This window comes from Vibrio sp. 10N.222.46.A1 (assembly GCF_041473595.1).
GTDB lineage: Bacteria > Pseudomonadota > Gammaproteobacteria > Enterobacterales > Vibrionaceae > Vibrio > Vibrio tasmaniensis_A.
The window spans coordinates 1-14,226 of the sequence record NZ_JBFRSN010000166.1; the positions used below are offsets into that span (position 1 = coordinate 1).

The 14,226-nt window shown below is 46.0% G+C and carries 16 protein-coding genes and 1 other annotated feature; of the genes, 6 read left to right on the forward strand and 10 right to left on the reverse strand.

The annotated features are described in order from the left end of the window. A partial coding sequence (locus AB4496_RS05775; RefSeq protein ID WP_372130686.1) for a nodulation protein NfeD occupies positions 1 to 584 on the forward strand: 584 nt, incomplete at its 5' end. Between the two features lie 69 nt (positions 585 to 653). Further along, on the forward strand, positions 654 to 1,451 hold the full coding sequence (locus AB4496_RS05780; RefSeq protein WP_012604343.1) for a slipin family protein: 798 nt from the start codon (positions 654 to 656) through the stop codon (positions 1,449 to 1,451). Between the two features lie 100 nt (positions 1,452 to 1,551). Here the strand turns inward: AB4496_RS05780 and trpA are convergent, their stop codons facing one another. From trpA to AB4496_RS05815, 7 genes are all read right to left on the reverse strand, one after another. Beyond that, on the reverse strand, positions 1,552 to 2,358 hold the full coding sequence (gene trpA, locus AB4496_RS05785) for a tryptophan synthase subunit alpha (RefSeq protein WP_017080965.1): 807 nt from the start codon (positions 2,356 to 2,358) through the stop codon (positions 1,552 to 1,554). Then, positions 2,358 to 3,548: a tryptophan synthase subunit beta gene (gene trpB, locus AB4496_RS05790; RefSeq protein ID WP_009848758.1), complete on the reverse strand. Its 1,191-nt coding sequence runs from the start codon at positions 3,546 to 3,548 to the stop codon at positions 2,358 to 2,360. Before trpB ends, trpA begins: the two co-directional genes overlap by 1 nt. Positions 3,549 to 3,678: 130 nt before the next feature. After that, on the reverse strand, positions 3,679 to 5,130 hold the full coding sequence (trpCF, locus tag AB4496_RS05795) for a bifunctional indole-3-glycerol-phosphate synthase TrpC/phosphoribosylanthranilate isomerase TrpF (protein ID WP_102257850.1): 1,452 nt from the start codon (positions 5,128 to 5,130) through the stop codon (positions 3,679 to 3,681). A 20-nt stretch (positions 5,131 to 5,150) separates the two neighbouring features. Beyond that, a complete protein-coding gene (gene trpD, locus AB4496_RS05800) occupies positions 5,151 to 6,146 on the reverse strand; it encodes an anthranilate phosphoribosyltransferase (protein WP_102257851.1) in 996 nt (331 codons plus the stop codon). Between the two features lie 9 nt (positions 6,147 to 6,155). Further along, on the reverse strand, positions 6,156 to 6,782 hold the full coding sequence (locus AB4496_RS05805) for an aminodeoxychorismate/anthranilate synthase component II (RefSeq protein ID WP_102257852.1): 627 nt from the start codon (positions 6,780 to 6,782) through the stop codon (positions 6,156 to 6,158). Positions 6,783 to 6,784: 2 nt separating this feature from the next. Next, the gene (locus tag AB4496_RS05810; RefSeq protein WP_102257853.1) at positions 6,785 to 8,392 is read right to left on the reverse strand and encodes an anthranilate synthase component 1; all 1,608 of its coding nucleotides are present in this window, start codon (positions 8,390 to 8,392) and stop codon (positions 6,785 to 6,787) included. A 125-nt stretch (positions 8,393 to 8,517) separates the two neighbouring features. Beyond that, positions 8,518 to 8,632: a sequence feature (Trp leader region), on the reverse strand. Further along, entirely contained in the window at positions 8,579 to 8,704 is a 126-nt protein-coding gene (locus tag AB4496_RS05815) for a trp operon leader peptide (RefSeq protein ID WP_009848753.1), read from the reverse strand. It overlaps the preceding feature by 54 nt. A 120-nt stretch (positions 8,705 to 8,824) precedes the next feature. On the opposite strand from AB4496_RS05815, the gene rnm reads away from it, so the two are divergent. From rnm to rluB, 3 genes are all read left to right on the forward strand, one after another. Beyond that, positions 8,825 to 9,679 (forward strand): RNase RNM, encoded by an 855-nt coding sequence (rnm, locus tag AB4496_RS05820; protein ID WP_041472857.1) that lies wholly within the window; start codon positions 8,825 to 8,827, stop codon positions 9,677 to 9,679. 62 nt (positions 9,680 to 9,741) lie between these two features. Next, positions 9,742 to 10,362, forward strand: coding sequence for an L-threonylcarbamoyladenylate synthase (locus AB4496_RS05825; protein ID WP_102257854.1), 621 nt, complete (start codon positions 9,742 to 9,744; stop codon positions 10,360 to 10,362). Positions 10,363 to 10,521: 159 nt separating this feature from the next. Then, positions 10,522 to 11,550 carry a 23S rRNA pseudouridine(2605) synthase RluB gene (gene rluB, locus AB4496_RS05830; RefSeq protein ID WP_017104066.1) on the forward strand — a complete coding sequence of 343 codons (1,029 nt, stop codon included), beginning with the start codon at positions 10,522 to 10,524 and terminating at the stop codon, positions 11,548 to 11,550. A 163-nt stretch (positions 11,551 to 11,713) separates the two neighbouring features. On the opposite strand, the gene AB4496_RS05835 is transcribed toward rluB, so the two are convergent. From AB4496_RS05835 to yeiP, 3 genes are all read right to left on the reverse strand, one after another. Continuing rightward, entirely contained in the window at positions 11,714 to 12,205 is a 492-nt protein-coding gene (locus AB4496_RS05835; protein ID WP_004729783.1) for an RNA methyltransferase, read from the reverse strand. An 89-nt stretch (positions 12,206 to 12,294) separates the two neighbouring features. Then, positions 12,295 to 12,624 carry an HI1450 family dsDNA-mimic protein gene (locus tag AB4496_RS05840; protein ID WP_012604336.1) on the reverse strand — a complete coding sequence of 110 codons (330 nt, stop codon included), beginning with the start codon at positions 12,622 to 12,624 and terminating at the stop codon, positions 12,295 to 12,297. Between the two features lie 10 nt (positions 12,625 to 12,634). Beyond that, positions 12,635 to 13,204: an elongation factor P-like protein YeiP gene (gene yeiP / locus AB4496_RS05845; protein ID WP_009848748.1), complete on the reverse strand. Its 570-nt coding sequence runs from the start codon at positions 13,202 to 13,204 to the stop codon at positions 12,635 to 12,637. 137 nt (positions 13,205 to 13,341) lie between these two features. Between yeiP and AB4496_RS05850 the strand changes: the two genes are divergently transcribed. Further along, on the forward strand, positions 13,342 to 14,109 hold the full coding sequence (locus tag AB4496_RS05850) for a nucleotidyltransferase (RefSeq protein WP_102257855.1): 768 nt from the start codon (positions 13,342 to 13,344) through the stop codon (positions 14,107 to 14,109). Positions 14,110 to 14,226: the final 117 nt, after the last annotated feature.

A 14,226-nucleotide genomic window follows, 5' to 3' on the forward strand; every position in this document is an offset into this window, starting at 1 on the left:
TTTTGATGCTGATTGGTATCTACGGTTTGTTACTCGAATTCTATAACCCTGGCGTCGGGCTACCGGGTGTATTGGGGGGGATCTGTCTGTTACTGGCAATGTACTCCTTACAAATGCTGCCGGTGAGTTACGCAGGCCTTGCGTTGATTCTGCTTGGAATTGCCTTAATGGTGGCAGAGGCCTTTAGCCCGAGCTTCGGGATTTTCGGTTTGGGTGGCGTCGCCGCATTCACATTGGGCTCGATCATGCTGATGGATACCGAAGTGCCGGGTTATCAAATCGCATTGCCGTTAATTATCGGTATTAGCCTATTCTCTGTCGCTTTTATCGTTGTAACTATCTCTATGCTAGTCCGAGTGAGAAACAAGCCGGTGACTACGGGGATGGAAGCAGTTGTCGGCGACACTGGCAAAGTGGTAAGCGGCTTCCCCGGTACGGGTCGAGTATTGGTTGAAGGTGAGATCTGGCAAGCCAAATGTGCGAGTGAATTGCAAGCGGGGCAGCTTATTAGAGTGACCAAACTGACTGGGTTGTTGTTGGATGTTGAGGCGTTGCCCGAGGAGACATCATCGAAATCTAGCTAGCGCGACATGCTAGAACAAACTTGATTGAATTATTTATTGCTTAACCATCGTTACCATTAGGGGGCGGTTATGTTTATACACACTATAGGTATTGTCATTGTGCTCGTTATCTTGCTGATAGCCAGCATGTTCAGAGTGCTGCGCGAGTACGAGCGTGCAGTGGTGTTCTTCCTCGGGCGCTTTTACGGTGTGAAAGGGCCGGGCTTGATTATCATCATTCCTTTTATCCAACAAATTGTGCGAGTGGATCTACGAACTATCGTTTTGGATGTACCAACACAAGATTTGATCACACGCGATAACGTGTCGGTGAAGGTGAATGCCGTGGTGTATTTCCGAGTGCTGGATCCGAAGATGGCGATCAATAACGTAGAGAACTACCTCGAAGCGACAAGCCAACTTTCACAAACAACGCTGCGTTCGGTGCTTGGGCAACATGAGTTGGACGAGCTGTTGTCTGAGCGAGAAGAGCTTAATAGAGACTTACAAGCGATACTGGATCAACACACCGATAACTGGGGGATCAAGATTGCCAATGTCGAGATCAAGCATGTTGATCTGGATGACAGCATGGTGCGTGCTCTTGCTAAACAAGCCGAGGCGGAACGTTCTCGTCGAGCCAAGGTGATACATGCGACGGGTGAGTTAGAAGCATCTTCAAAGTTACGTGAAGCGGCCGAAGTGTTGAATCAAGCGCCCAACGCCATTCAATTGCGATATATGCAAACACTAACAGAAGTGGCGAATGAGCGAACTTCCACAATCATATTCCCAATGCCCATCGATCTGGTCGAGAAGATAACCGATCCGATTAAAGCGACACTCAATGAGGCAGCAATCAAGAAAGCGATGAAAGCCGATGAGTAATTCGCTTAAATGAAGAGCAATAAAAAAGGCTCCACAGTTGTGGAGCCTTTTAGTATTTGAATCGCTGGTTCTATTTAATGACCAATGATATTACTAGCCGTTACTTCTGCGTAGCCGCTTTCATTGGCGTAACAAACTCCGCAAGTGCTTTAAGCATTGCTTCTGGTTGTTCAACGTTGTTTTCAATGATTTTCACAACCGCTGAGCCAGAGATAGCACCTGCAGCGCCAGCTACAATCGCTTCTTTCACTTGTTCAGGAGCAGAGATACCGAAACCAAGCAGTGCTGGTGGCGCATCGAACTTGTTCAAACGGTCGAGCAGTGCCGTTACTGGCATGTTTGCTTTTGTTTCAGCACCCGTTACACCAGAACGCGAAAGTAGGTAGGTGTAACCACCACCTAGCTCAGAAACTGATTGAAGAGTTTCATCGCTTGCTGTCGGTGGAGCAATAAAGATTGGATGAACGCCAAACTTTTTAGCTGCAGCAACAAACTCGCCACTCTCGTTAGTTGGTACATCAGCAATCAATACTGAATCGATACCTGCTTTTGCGCAGCGTTCGTAAAAATTTTCTATACCACGTGCGTAAACCAAGTTTGCGTACATCAGTAGGCCGATTGGTAGCTCTGGGTATTTAGCGCGAATTTGACCGATAAGATCGAAGCACACATCTGGCGTTACTTTAGAATCTAAAGCACGAATGTTTGCGCCTTGGATTGTTGGGCCATCTGCAAGCGGATCAGAGAATGGAATACCAAGCTCAAGTGCATCTGCACCCGCTTCAACCAAGGTTTCCATGATCTTAAGTGATTGCTCAGGGTTAGGATCGCCAACCGTTACGAATGGTACAAATGCGCCCTGATTCTTTTCAGCTAAGCGAGTGAAGAGTGATTGATAGCGATCCATTATAATGCTCCTTTCTCTTTAAGAATGTCGTGTACAGAGAAAATGTCTTTGTCACCGCGACCAGATAAGTTAACGACTAATAGCTGTTCTTTCTCTGGGTCGTCGTGAGCCATTTTAACAGCATGAGCCAAAGCATGAGATGACTCTAGCGCTGCAATTATACCTTCTTTACGTGCAATCAATTGGAACGCTTCTAGCGCTTCGTCATCGGTCACGTTGTCGTATTCAGCACGGCCAATCGCATTTAGGTGCGCGTGTTGAGGACCAACTGATGGGAAATCTAGACCCGCAGATACAGAGTAAGACTCTTCTACTTGGCCGTTCTCATCTTGCATCAGTGGGGCTTTCATACCGAAGAAAATACCGGTTTTACCGTGTTTAAGCGGCGCGCCGTGTTGGTCAGTATCAATACCTTTACCAGCAGGCTCTACACCGATTAGGCGAACAGACTCTTCTTCAATGAAATCAGCGAACATGCCGATAGCGTTTGAACCACCGCCAACACAAGCGATAACGGCATCAGGAAGGCGACCTTCACGAGCTAGAATTTGGTTTTTCGTTTCTTCACCAATCATGCGTTGGAAATCACGAACAATCGTTGGGAATGGGTGAGGACCCGCTGCAGTACCCAATAGGTAGTGCGCGTCTTCATAAGTTGCAGACCAGTCACGTAGCGCTTCGTTACATGCATCTTTTAGCGTTGAAGAGCCAGAATGAACAGGGATAACCTCTGCGCCCATTAGTTTCATACGGAACACGTTCGGGCTTTGACGTTCAACGTCTTTTGCACCCATGTAAACACGACACTTAAGGCCCAATAGAGCACAAGCTAGAGCCGTTGCCACACCGTGTTGGCCTGCGCCAGTTTCAGCGATGATTTCTTGCTTACCCATACGTTTTGCTAGCAGCGCTTGACCAAGTACTTGGTTTGTCTTGTGAGCACCGCCGTGAAGTAGATCTTCACGCTTTAGGTACAGTTTAGTTTTTGTACCTTTAGTCAGGTTACGCGTTAGCGTTAGTGCCGTTGGACGACCTGCGTACTCTTGCAGAAGCGTCATGAATTCACTGCGGAACTCAGGATCGGCTTGTGCATCGATAAATGCTTGTTCTAGTTGGTCTAGTGCTGGCACTAGGATCTGCGGTACGTATTGACCACCGTATTCACCGAAGTAGGCATCGAGTTTAGCCATTGTGTTATTCCTTCAATTCTATCGATGTGTATTCACACCAAGTCATTTAATCTTGTTTAAGCTTCGCAAAGGCAAAGCTTACTAATTAGTTTTGAGATTCTGCTTTCTAATTTCTAGCGCCGAGTTTGGACTAGTAATTGCGAATCGCTGCAAAAGCACGCTGCAGCTTGTCTGCGTCTTTTTTACCAGGAGCGGATTCAACGCCAGAGTTTAGGTCTAATCCTAAGCAGCCCAACTTAGCCGCTTGGTTAGCATTGTCTGGGTTTAGGCCACCCGCCAACATGATTGCGCTTTGGTTGTTGATTAGGCTCCAGTCGAACGCTTGACCTGTACCACCCGTTTGAGAACCCACTTTAGTATCTAGCAGGTGACGAGTCACGTTGCTTTTCAGTAATTTTGGTAGCGTGTTTTTAGCACCGTTTTCAGCACCAGAAGCAACACCGTAAGCTTTCCAAATCTCAACGTGTTCAGGTAGTGATTGTTTTAGTTCATCGACAAATGCTTGAGGTTCGTCACCGTGCAGTTGCACCGCAAATAAACCTAGCTCAGAAACCGTTTTCGCAACGTCAGTAACGCTATGATTTTGGAAAACACCCACGTAGTTCAAAGGTGCGCCGCTCATGGTTAAACGAGCTGCTTCGATATCCACATGACGCTTAGATGCTTCAACGAAAATCAGACCACCGAATACCGCACCGGCTTGATAAGCCTTTGCTGCATCGTCAGAGTGAGTTAAACCACACACCTTGTTTTCACCGAGCGTCACTTTACGCACTGCGAGTTCAAGGTTCTTCTCTGCCATTAAAGAGCTGCCGATTAGGAAGCCGTCTGCAAACGTTGAAAGGTCACGCACTTGTTGATGTGTGTAGATGCCAGACTCTGAAATCACGACTGCGTTTGTAGCCAGTTCGCGAATCAGCGGAGCCAACTCTTTGGTACGGTTCAAATCAGTCGAAAGGTCACGCAGGTTGCGGTTATTAATACCGATCACTTTTGCTTTTAAAGCGACAGCGCGATGAAGCTCTTCTTCGTTGCTGACTTCGGTAAGTACGCCCATATTTAGCGAGTGAGCGACGTCAGCAAGTGCTTTGTACTCTTCGTCATCCAATACCGAAAGCATTAGCAAAATTGCGTCAGCTGAGTAGTGACGAGCTAGGTAAACTTGGTAGGTATCAACCATGAAGTCTTTACACAGGATAGGTTGCTTAGCAATGCTGCGAACCTTAGGTAAAAACTCAAAGTCACCTTGGAAGTACTTCTCGTCTGTCAGCACAGAAATCGCGTTGGCGTGGTTGTTGTAAACCGATGCAATGTAGTCCAAATCAAACTCGTCACGGATTAAACCTTTTGACGGAGATGCCTTCTTACATTCAGTGATGAAAACCGTTTGTTCACCGCTCAGTGCATCATAAAAGCTGCGGTCTGTTGCGGTTAACGCTGCTTTAAACTCGTCCAATGGTTGAGTTTGCTTACGCGCTTCAACCCATTGGTATTTATCTCGAACGATTTTTGCTAATACTTCCGCCATTTCAGCTTCTTTGACTGAAACGTGGGTCGACAGTTTATCGGTAGTCTGTGTCATGTTCTTTGTCTCGTCGTTCGTTAGGCGTGTGCAGCAAGCTTTTGTACAAGCTCGTACGCTTTGCCAGAGTTCATCGCGTCAATCGCTTGCTGTGCGTTGGCTTTTAGATCTTCGTGACCAAATAGACGCATCAGCAGAGCAACGTTCACGGCTACTGCGCCAACTTGAGCATCAGTGCCTTTACCCGTAAGGATATCGGTTGTGATGGCTTTGTTCTCTTCTGGCTCGCCGCCCTTGATTGCTTCAAGAGGGTGAGTGTTCAAACCAAAGTCAGCCGGTGTCACTGTGTACTCGTGAATTTTGCCATCTTTGATTTCAGCAACGATCGTCTCGCCGTGAATAGCCACTTCATCGAGGCCGCTACCGTGAACAACCGCAGCACGCTTCATACCCATTTGCAGCATGGTTTCCGCGATAGGGCGTACTAGCTCTTTGCTGTAAACACCCATTAACTCGATGTTAGGGCGAGCAGGGTTAATCAGTGGGCCAAGGATGTTGAAGATAGTGCGTGTTTTCATTGTTTGGCGAACAGGCATCGCGTGACGTACACCGACGTGATATTGCGGAGCAAATAGGAATGCTACGCCAAGTTCGTCGACTGCAGTACGAGTGTCTTCTGCTGTCATCGCTAGGTTAATGCCGAACGAATCCAGTAAGTCAGAAGAACCTGATTTGCTCGATACACTGCGGTTGCCGTGCTTCGCGATTTTTAAGCCACACGCTGCTGCAACGAATGCTGAAGTCGTCGAAATATTAATGGTGTTATGACCATCGCCACCTGTACCCACGATGTCAGCGAAATCGTAATCAGGACGTGGGAACGGGTTTGCATTGGCAAGCAGTGCTTTTGCGGCGCCAGCGATCTCATCGGGCGTTTCGCCTTTGATTTTTAGTGCAGTTAGCGCAGAAGCCATCAAAATTGGGTCTAGTTCGCCCTTGATGATCACATCAAACAGTTGTTGGCTTTCTTCTTGAGTAAGAGACTGTTGTTCGTAAAGTTTATTAATCTGTTCCATGATCGTTTCCTAGTTAGTCTTTTTATCAAGAGTAGAGCTTTTCTCTAGATGAAGAGGTTTATCAAGAGCCCATTCGATAGCGTTCGCTAGAAGCGTTGCACCGTAGGTCGTCATAATCGATTCAGGGTGGAATTGGAATCCACAAACCTTGTCTTGTTCTTGAACTACAGACATTACCAAATCATCGACTTCAGCGGTCACTGTTAGACTATCGGATACATGCGTTGCCACTAAAGAGTGGTAGCGAGCGATAGCCAGCGGCGAAGGTAAGCCTTGGTAAGTCGCATGGTTTTGGTGTTCCATCATCGACACCTTACCATGAATGATTTCGCCAGCGCCTGCAACGGTGCCGCCGTAGGCTTCAACAATCGCTTGGTGGCCTAAGCAAATACCAATCATTGGCACTTTGCCTTTTAGCAGCTGAATTAGCTCAGGCATGCAGCCCGCATCCGCTGGAGCGCCAGGGCCTGGCGAAAGCAGTGCAACAGGGTTGTCTAGTTCGTTGATCGCCGCTTCAACTACCTTTGCAGGAATGTTGTTACGGTAAATTTTCACGCTGTGACCTAATGAACGGAACTGGTCTACAAGGTTGTAAGTGAATGAGTCGAAGTTATCGATGAATACAATATCAGCCATGATTACGACTCCTTCTTGTTTGATGTGTGCTGATTTGCAGCAGCGCTTTTAGTATGAGCTGCTTGAATCGCAGAGATGACCGCTTGAGCTTTGCCGCGAGTTTCATCTGCTTCTGCTTGTGGATCTGAATCGAACACCACACCCGCGCCCGCTTGTACTTGTGCTACGCCATCTTCAACGTAAGCAGAACGAATTACGATACAAGTATCTAAAGTGCCTTCACCGGTTAGGTAACCAACTGCACCGCCGTAGCTACCACGACGTGTTTTTTCTACGTCACGGATAAGCTGCATTGCGCGGATTTTTGGTGCGCCTGTTAGCGTACCCATGTTCATACAAGCTTGGTAAGCGTGTAGAGCATCTAAGTCTTCACGTAGCTGACCAACAACACGAGAAACCAAGTGCATCACATGACTGTAGCGATCAACTTTAAGCAAGTCTGCTACGTGGCGAGTGCCAGCTTCTGCAATACGTGCCACATCGTTACGTGCTAGGTCGACTAGCATCATGTGCTCAGCGTTTTCTTTCTTGTCGGTACGCAGTTCAAGTTCGATACGGCTATCTAGGTCGAAATCGATTTGACCGTCTGGGCGTTTACCGCGACGACGAGTACCTGCAATTGGGTAAATTTCAATTTGGTTGGTTTCAGTTTCGTACTTCAGCGCACTTTCTGGAGAAGCACCAAACAGAGTAAACAGCTCATCTTGCATGTAGAACATGTAAGGGCTTGGGTTACTTTGCTTGAGTTCTTTGTAAGCAGCTAGTGGAGCAGGGCAAGGTAGCGTAAAGCGGCGTGAAGGAACTACTTGGAACACGTCGCCTTTAACGACGTATTCTTTTAAATCACGAACCGTTTGGCAGAAGTCTTCATCTGAAACGCTTGGTACAGCGTCAACATTGTCTAGTGGCGTAACTTCTGTGATGGCTTTCAATGACTGACACTGTGTTTGAATGTCGGCTAGGCGCTCTGTTAATTGCGCTTTGATGCTTTCATCTTGAGCAAACAAGCTCGCGTGAAGTAGGCCTTCGTTTTCTTGGTGGTCGAAACGTAATAGAGTCTCGGCAACGTAGAAAACAAAGTCAGGACAATTGTTGGTTGCTTCAGCATCGCCTAGCGGTTCAAAGTTCGCCACGATGTCGTAAGCGAATAGGCCAGCCATGAATAACGCGTGTTTGTTATTCGCGTCTTGCTCAAAGCTATGCTGAACCAAACGCAGTGCATCGAATGAAGACGCTTCTCTTAAGCGTGAGTCTTCGTCTAACTCGTTACTTGGCTCAACAAAAGTCAGCGTCAAAACGTTATTCGTAAGGTCAGATTTGATCTCTGTTTTAACGTTTTGAGATAGGTGTTCGATAAGCGCTTGACCATTTTGAGTCAAGGCTTGAAAGGTTACTTCATGTCCGCGACATACGATGCGAACAGCAGAGTCGATAAGGAGTAGGCTTGTCAAGTTCTGTTTAGATTCAATCTCAGCAGATTCCAACAACAGACTGTCTGTTTTGTTTTCACACAGAGTATGAAAAACACTGGTTGGATCTTGCGAGTAAGGAACGGAAGAATTGATGACCTCAATGGTTCCCAGCTTTTTGATTTCAATGGCCTTGTTCACAAGACCTCCTTTATGATTCTTTAAATTTCCTGCCGTACATAGTCGCATAAAGATACCTTCCACCCAATCTAGAATATGGTTAATTCGTTGATTTGTTAGTCAGTTGAATGTGAGATGTTCGACAAATTAAAAAGCCCGCTATGAAAGCGGGCTTAGTGATAACTTTTTTATAAACAAACTGTTTAATTAGAAGTACACGTTGGCCCACCAAGAACTTGTCCAAGTGCGCCACCAATTAAGCTCTGAACTTGCTTCTACTGAAGAAAGTTCTAAAACTTTATCTTTATGGTTTTGGTTAAATTCTTGTAACATAGTGAACCTATCAAATGTGATACTTCGTATTTGTGTACTAGTTAACTAGTTTTGCGCTTGCAGGTCAAGTGCGTTGACACAAATATAACGATAAAAATTGAAAACAATGAAAAAGAATATATGAGAATTGATCTACATAGTCATACAACAGCCTCAGATGGCCGACTTACTCCACCTGAACTGATTGACCGAGCGCTAGGCTTTAACATCGAAGTGTTAGCGATTACAGATCATGATACGACTGATGGGCTTGCTGAAGCACGCAGCTATATTGCTGATAACAATCTCCCTATTCAGTTGATTAACGGCATCGAGATCTCAACCGTTTGGCAAAACAAAGATATCCATATTGTTGGGTTAAACGTCGATCCTGAATCACCAGAATTGAAAGCGTTAATTGAACAACAGAAGCAACACCGTGTCGGACGTGCAGAGATGATTGCTCAACGTCTTGAGAAAGCGACTCGTGAAGGTGTGTTAGAAGAGGTTAAGTTGATTGCAGGTGATGCGCCAATTACTCGAGCACACTTTGCGAAATGGTTAGTCGACAATGGCTACGCGAAAACCATGCAGCAGGTGTTTAAAAAGTTTCTTACGCGCAACAATCCAGGTTATGTGCCGCCAACATGGTGCTCAATGAGTGATGCTGTCACGGCTATTCATGCAGCTGGTGGTCAAGCGGTATTAGCTCACCCTGCGCGATATGGCCTTACCGCCAAGTGGGTTAAACGCCTTCTCGCTGCATTTGTTGAAGCAAATGGTGACGCTATGGAAGTGGCTCAACCTCAGCAAGCGCAACAAGAAAGACGCACACTTGCGGATTATGCTATACAATACAAACTATTAGCCTCCCAAGGCAGCGACTTCCATTACCCATCCCCATGGATGGAACTTGGACGTAATCTCTGGCTACCTTCTGGGGTCGAAGAAGTATGGAAAGATTGGGAGTTTCAAACGGTTTCACCATCTGAATAGTCTTTAGGTGAACCAGCTCCTTCTGATGATAGAGTCGAGAGATTCGATAACGAGGATCAACAATGAGCCAGTTTTTTTATGTACACCCAGATAACCCACAAGCGCGCTTAATTACTCAAGCGGTTGCGATTATTCGCAATGGCGGCGTTGTGGTTTATCCAACAGATTCAGGTTATGCACTGGGTTGTCAGCTTGAAAATAAACAAGCACTCGAACGCATCTGTAAAATTCGTCGAATCGATGATAAGCACAATTTCACTTTGTTATGCCGTGATCTTTCTGAGTTGTCACTGTATGCACGAGTAGATAACGTGGCTTTCCGTTTGCTTAAGGCGCACACGCCAGGTGCTTACACGTTTATTTTCAAAGCAACAAAAGAAGTGCCAAAGCGTTTGATGAACGCTAAGCGTAAAACGATCGGTATTCGTGTACCGGACAACAAAATTGCCCTAGAACTTCTAGAAGCAATGGGCGAGCCATTGATGTCGACGTCTCTGATTCTTCCGGGTAACGAGACCACTGAATCGGATCCTGAAGAAATTCGTGACAGCCTAGAGCATGCGGTTGATGTCATTTTGAATGGCGGCTACTTAGGTGAGCAACCGACTACGGTTATTGACTTCAGTGACGATGACGCCGTTGTTTTACGCCGTGGTGCCGGTGATCCAGCGCCGTTTGAATAATAGCGTTACTGATTAACAGTCTGTAACGAAACAGCAAACCTGCCAGAGTAAATAACAAGTGCTTTTTGGCAGGTTATTTGCGATAATACGCGACCGCGATTTGGTCGCGAAAAATTCATTCGACGTCTGTGAAGACGACAATTAGGTAGAAAAGAGTAAATGAGCGAAAAATTACAGAAGGTTTTAGCGCGAGCTGGTCACGGTTCTCGTCGTGAACTAGAAGGTTTAATCAAATCTGGTCGTGTAAGTGTTAACGGTCAAGTTGCGAAATTGGGTGAGCGTCTTGAAGACGAGAACTCAGTGATCCGTATCGATGGCCACACAATTACAGGCAAAGCCTCTGAAGAAGTGGTTTGTCGTGTACTTGCTTACTACAAACCTGAAGGTGAGCTTTGTACTCGTCACGATCCTGAAGGTCGCCGTACTGTTTTTGATCGTCTACCTAAGATCCGTGGTTCTCGTTGGATTTCAGTTGGTCGTCTTGATGCAAACACATCAGGCCTACTGTTGTTCACAACCGATGGTGAACTAGCTAACCGCCTAATGCACCCAAGCCGTCAGGTTGAGCGTGAGTACCTAGTACGTGTATTTGGTGAAGTAACCGAGCAAAAAGTTAAGAACGTGACTCGTGGCGTTCAACTTGAAGATGGTATGGCTCGTTTCGAAGATGTGGTTTACGCTGGCGGTGAAGGTATGAACCATACTTTCTACGTAGCAATTAACGAAGGTCGTAACCGTGAGGTTCGTCGTCTTTGGGAATCACAAGAAACAACAGTAAGCCGTCTGAAACGTGTACGTTACGGTGATATCTACCTTGATAAGAAACTGCCTCGTGGCGGTTGGAAAGAGCTAGACCTTCAAGAAGTAAACTACTTGCGCGAGCTTGTTGAACTTCAGCCAGAAAAAGAGACGCTGTTGGATCTTGATCCTGCAAACACTTCTCGTAAGCGTGAGCGTTCTCGCAGCCAGAAAATTCGTCGTGCTGTTAAGCGTCACGAAGAGCGCGCAAATGCTCCTAAAGGCCGTAGCAACCAGACTAAGCGTAAGAAGCCTGCAACTCGCGGTACTACAACACCTGATTCAGGTCGTAGTGCTCCAGCGACCAATGGTAAACCTCAGTCTACCAAAAAGCCTAAACTGAACAACGGACGCCCGGCTAAACCGGCTAAGCCAAGATCACGTAAGTAATTTCGTGGATTCTATAGCTTAATCCAACGTTTCGAATACAAAAAAAACCTGCTAATTTAGCAGGTTTTTTTTATGTCTTGAATATGGCGCAGTTCAAATCATGTGGAAGTGCTTGATCAGGTAGAAGTGCTTAGCCAGCTCGGCTGACTCGCTACGATTGATATTAGGTCACTTTCAAATGATTCGAGAAGTTGTCACCCTTCGCCATGCGGTCATACAAAATAACATTGACCGCGGCAGCAAGGTTCATGCAGCCATTAGTCGGAACGTAGATGGTTTCACGACAGAAGTCTGTGATCTCTTTTTTCAGAGTCCCATCTTCAGGGCCGAAGATATAAAAAGCACGAGGTGGGTGCTTATAATCAGGCAGAGGCTTGGCGCCTTCTATCAAATCAACCGCGATGGGCACGCAGCCAACAGGAATAATATCTTTAAGATCTTCAACACCAATTAATGGCAACTCAAGGTGCTTTTCTTTGGTGTCGGTATGAAACTGTCGAGCGTGGTCATAACGGGTGCCAGTATAAAATACAGAGTTTGCTCCATAGCAACCAGCTGCTCGCATTACTGAGCCAACATTTTCAGGGGTTTTGGGATTTACTAATCCAACACAGGCATAGCCTTTGGATAGGGTATCTGTCTTTGCTTTGGTCATAATTTTGTAGAGTTGCAGTTTGGTAAAGTGATGAGGCTATGAAGTCGTAAGAAAACCAGCTCAGTACTCTGAGCTGGTTTAAGAAGAGCCTAGTCGCGTTTCCACAACATGTGACAGAACTTGTGTTCAGGGTCACGGCTGATCAGTAGACGAGCGAATACGTCATCTAAGACATCATCAGCTTCATTTACAAGACCAATGCGTACTTCAGCGTAGATCTCTTTGTCGACTTCAAAGCCAACATGTTCAACCCAATCGTCACCAGTTTCAACAAGTTCTGCAGCGCCACGATCTTCAAACTGAGCCGTGAATAAGATCACGTCTGCAGGTTCAAGATTATCAGCAGCCATCTCTAGAAAGATGTCGTATGCAGTGTCAATTGCGTCGTCGTAAGACATTAGGTCGTTAGCTTCGGTCATAATCAGTATCTTAGCTTGCGCGGTTCATGTATTTACGTTCAGCTGTGTTCACAACAACTTTGTCGCCAGTTGCAATGTACTCAGGAACTTGAACAGTAAGGCCTGTAGACAGACGAGCTGGTTTAGTACGAGCTGAAGCAGATGCACCTTTGATTGAAGGGTCTGTCTCTTCGATTACTAGCTCAACTGAAGTTGGTAGCTCAAGAGTCGCCGCAGTACCGTCGATAAGAATCGCGTACATACCTTGCGTATCTTCGTTGATGAACAGCAGTTCGTCTTCGATCATTTCACCGTTGAAGATGAATTGTGTGTAATCTTCGTTATCCATGAAGATGTACTCGTTGCCATCAACGTAAGAGAACATCACCGCACGCTTAGTTACGTCGATCGTTTCAACGATTTCGTCAGCCTTGTGGCGAACTTCTGTTTTAACGCCAGTTGCTACATCGTGACCACGGAAGCGGTAAATCTTTTGACCGCCACGGCCACCTGGTGTTGTTACTTCGATATCTTTAACTAGTACTGTTTTGCCATCAACATTGATCGCAAAACCTTTTTTAATCTCACTTGCTCTAGGCATTTTGTGTTTGTCCTTATTGGGTCTATCCGGTGATTATATCTCGTAGACGCTATAAATAGGAATAGCTTGAATCATAAAGTCACCTAAGCGATCATAGAGAGACAGTTAAATCATTATTTTATTTACCGAAACGACCTATGCAGCTACCTGTTATTGACCCAACACAGCCATTTCAACCTGAATTTCAACCTGTGGTTAACGATCTGATTACCTTTCTAAAAGGTGGGTTAGGTTCTAATCTGCACAGTGTCTATGTTTATGGCAGTGTGGCACGCAAGCAAGCCGTTGTCGGTCGCTCGAATCTAGATGTGGTTGTGGTTACTCATCGTTCTTTCCCAGACCAACGAACCACGCTGCTGAATACCATCAAATGGCGCTTCCAAAAGAGCTTCCCTCAGGTCACTCAAGTGGCGATCAAAACTACCTTGGTGAGCGAGATAGTTGATTTCGACAATATCTTTACGTGGGGCTTTATGCTCAAGCATTTAGCTGTGTGTGTGCATGGTGAAGACTTATCTGATTGCTATGGTGATTTCGAAACGAGTTGGGAAATTGCTAAGCATTGGAATATGGACGCGGAAAATTGGTTAGCGGTTTATCGTAATAAGATAGCCCGAGCAACAACGCCAGAACAGCAAGTAGCCGCGCAAGTGATTATTGCCAAGAAGCTTCTGCGAGCCAGTTACTCTTTGATCATGTACCGAGATAAAAACTGGTTCGATGCGCCTATGGAGTGCGGTCAACAGTTCTTGAGATATCATCCAGAGAAAGAAGTCGAGATTCAAAGATTGGGTATTTTGCTGTCTGGGCGTGCGATTCCTAAACGTTCAGTAATAGGTATTCTTGATGGCTTTGGTGAATGGCTGGTTAAGCAGTATCAGAAAACTGAGTTTCGAATCGGGTAGGGGGTCGTAAGCTATCAAGATCGTAAGCTATCCATTGATATGAAAAAGCAGAGCGAGTTAAGCACTCCTCTGCTTTTTTCGTTTTAATGTCTGGCTCGAGTTTTAATAGATATCTCG

Coding starts and splice junctions, on each gene's coding strand:
- AB4496_RS05780 (WP_012604343.1), top strand. CDS start 654: ATGTTTATACACACTATAGGTATTGTCATTGTGCTCGTTATCTTGCTG.
- trpA (WP_017080965.1), bottom strand. CDS start 2,358: ATGGATCGCTATCAATCACTCTTCACTCGCTTAGCTGAAAAGAATCAG.
- trpB (WP_009848758.1), bottom strand. CDS start 3,548: ATGGCTAAACTCGATGCCTACTTCGGTGAATACGGTGGTCAATACGTA.
- trpCF (WP_102257850.1), bottom strand. CDS start 5,130: ATGACACAGACTACCGATAAACTGTCGACCCACGTTTCAGTCAAAGAA.
- trpD (WP_102257851.1), bottom strand. CDS start 6,146: ATGGAACAGATTAATAAACTTTACGAACAACAGTCTCTTACTCAAGAA.
- AB4496_RS05805 (WP_102257852.1), bottom strand. CDS start 6,782: ATGGCTGATATTGTATTCATCGATAACTTCGACTCATTCACTTACAAC.
- AB4496_RS05815 (WP_009848753.1), bottom strand. CDS start 8,704: ATGTTACAAGAATTTAACCAAAACCATAAAGATAAAGTTTTAGAACTT.
- rnm (WP_041472857.1), top strand. CDS start 8,825: ATGAGAATTGATCTACATAGTCATACAACAGCCTCAGATGGCCGACTT.
- AB4496_RS05825 (WP_102257854.1), top strand. CDS start 9,742: ATGAGCCAGTTTTTTTATGTACACCCAGATAACCCACAAGCGCGCTTA.
- rluB (WP_017104066.1), top strand. CDS start 10,522: ATGAGCGAAAAATTACAGAAGGTTTTAGCGCGAGCTGGTCACGGTTCT.
- AB4496_RS05835 (WP_004729783.1), bottom strand. CDS start 12,205: ATGACCAAAGCAAAGACAGATACCCTATCCAAAGGCTATGCCTGTGTT.
- AB4496_RS05840 (WP_012604336.1), bottom strand. CDS start 12,624: ATGACCGAAGCTAACGACCTAATGTCTTACGACGACGCAATTGACACT.
- yeiP (WP_009848748.1), bottom strand. CDS start 13,204: ATGCCTAGAGCAAGTGAGATTAAAAAAGGTTTTGCGATCAATGTTGAT.
- AB4496_RS05850 (WP_102257855.1), top strand. CDS start 13,342: ATGCAGCTACCTGTTATTGACCCAACACAGCCATTTCAACCTGAATTT.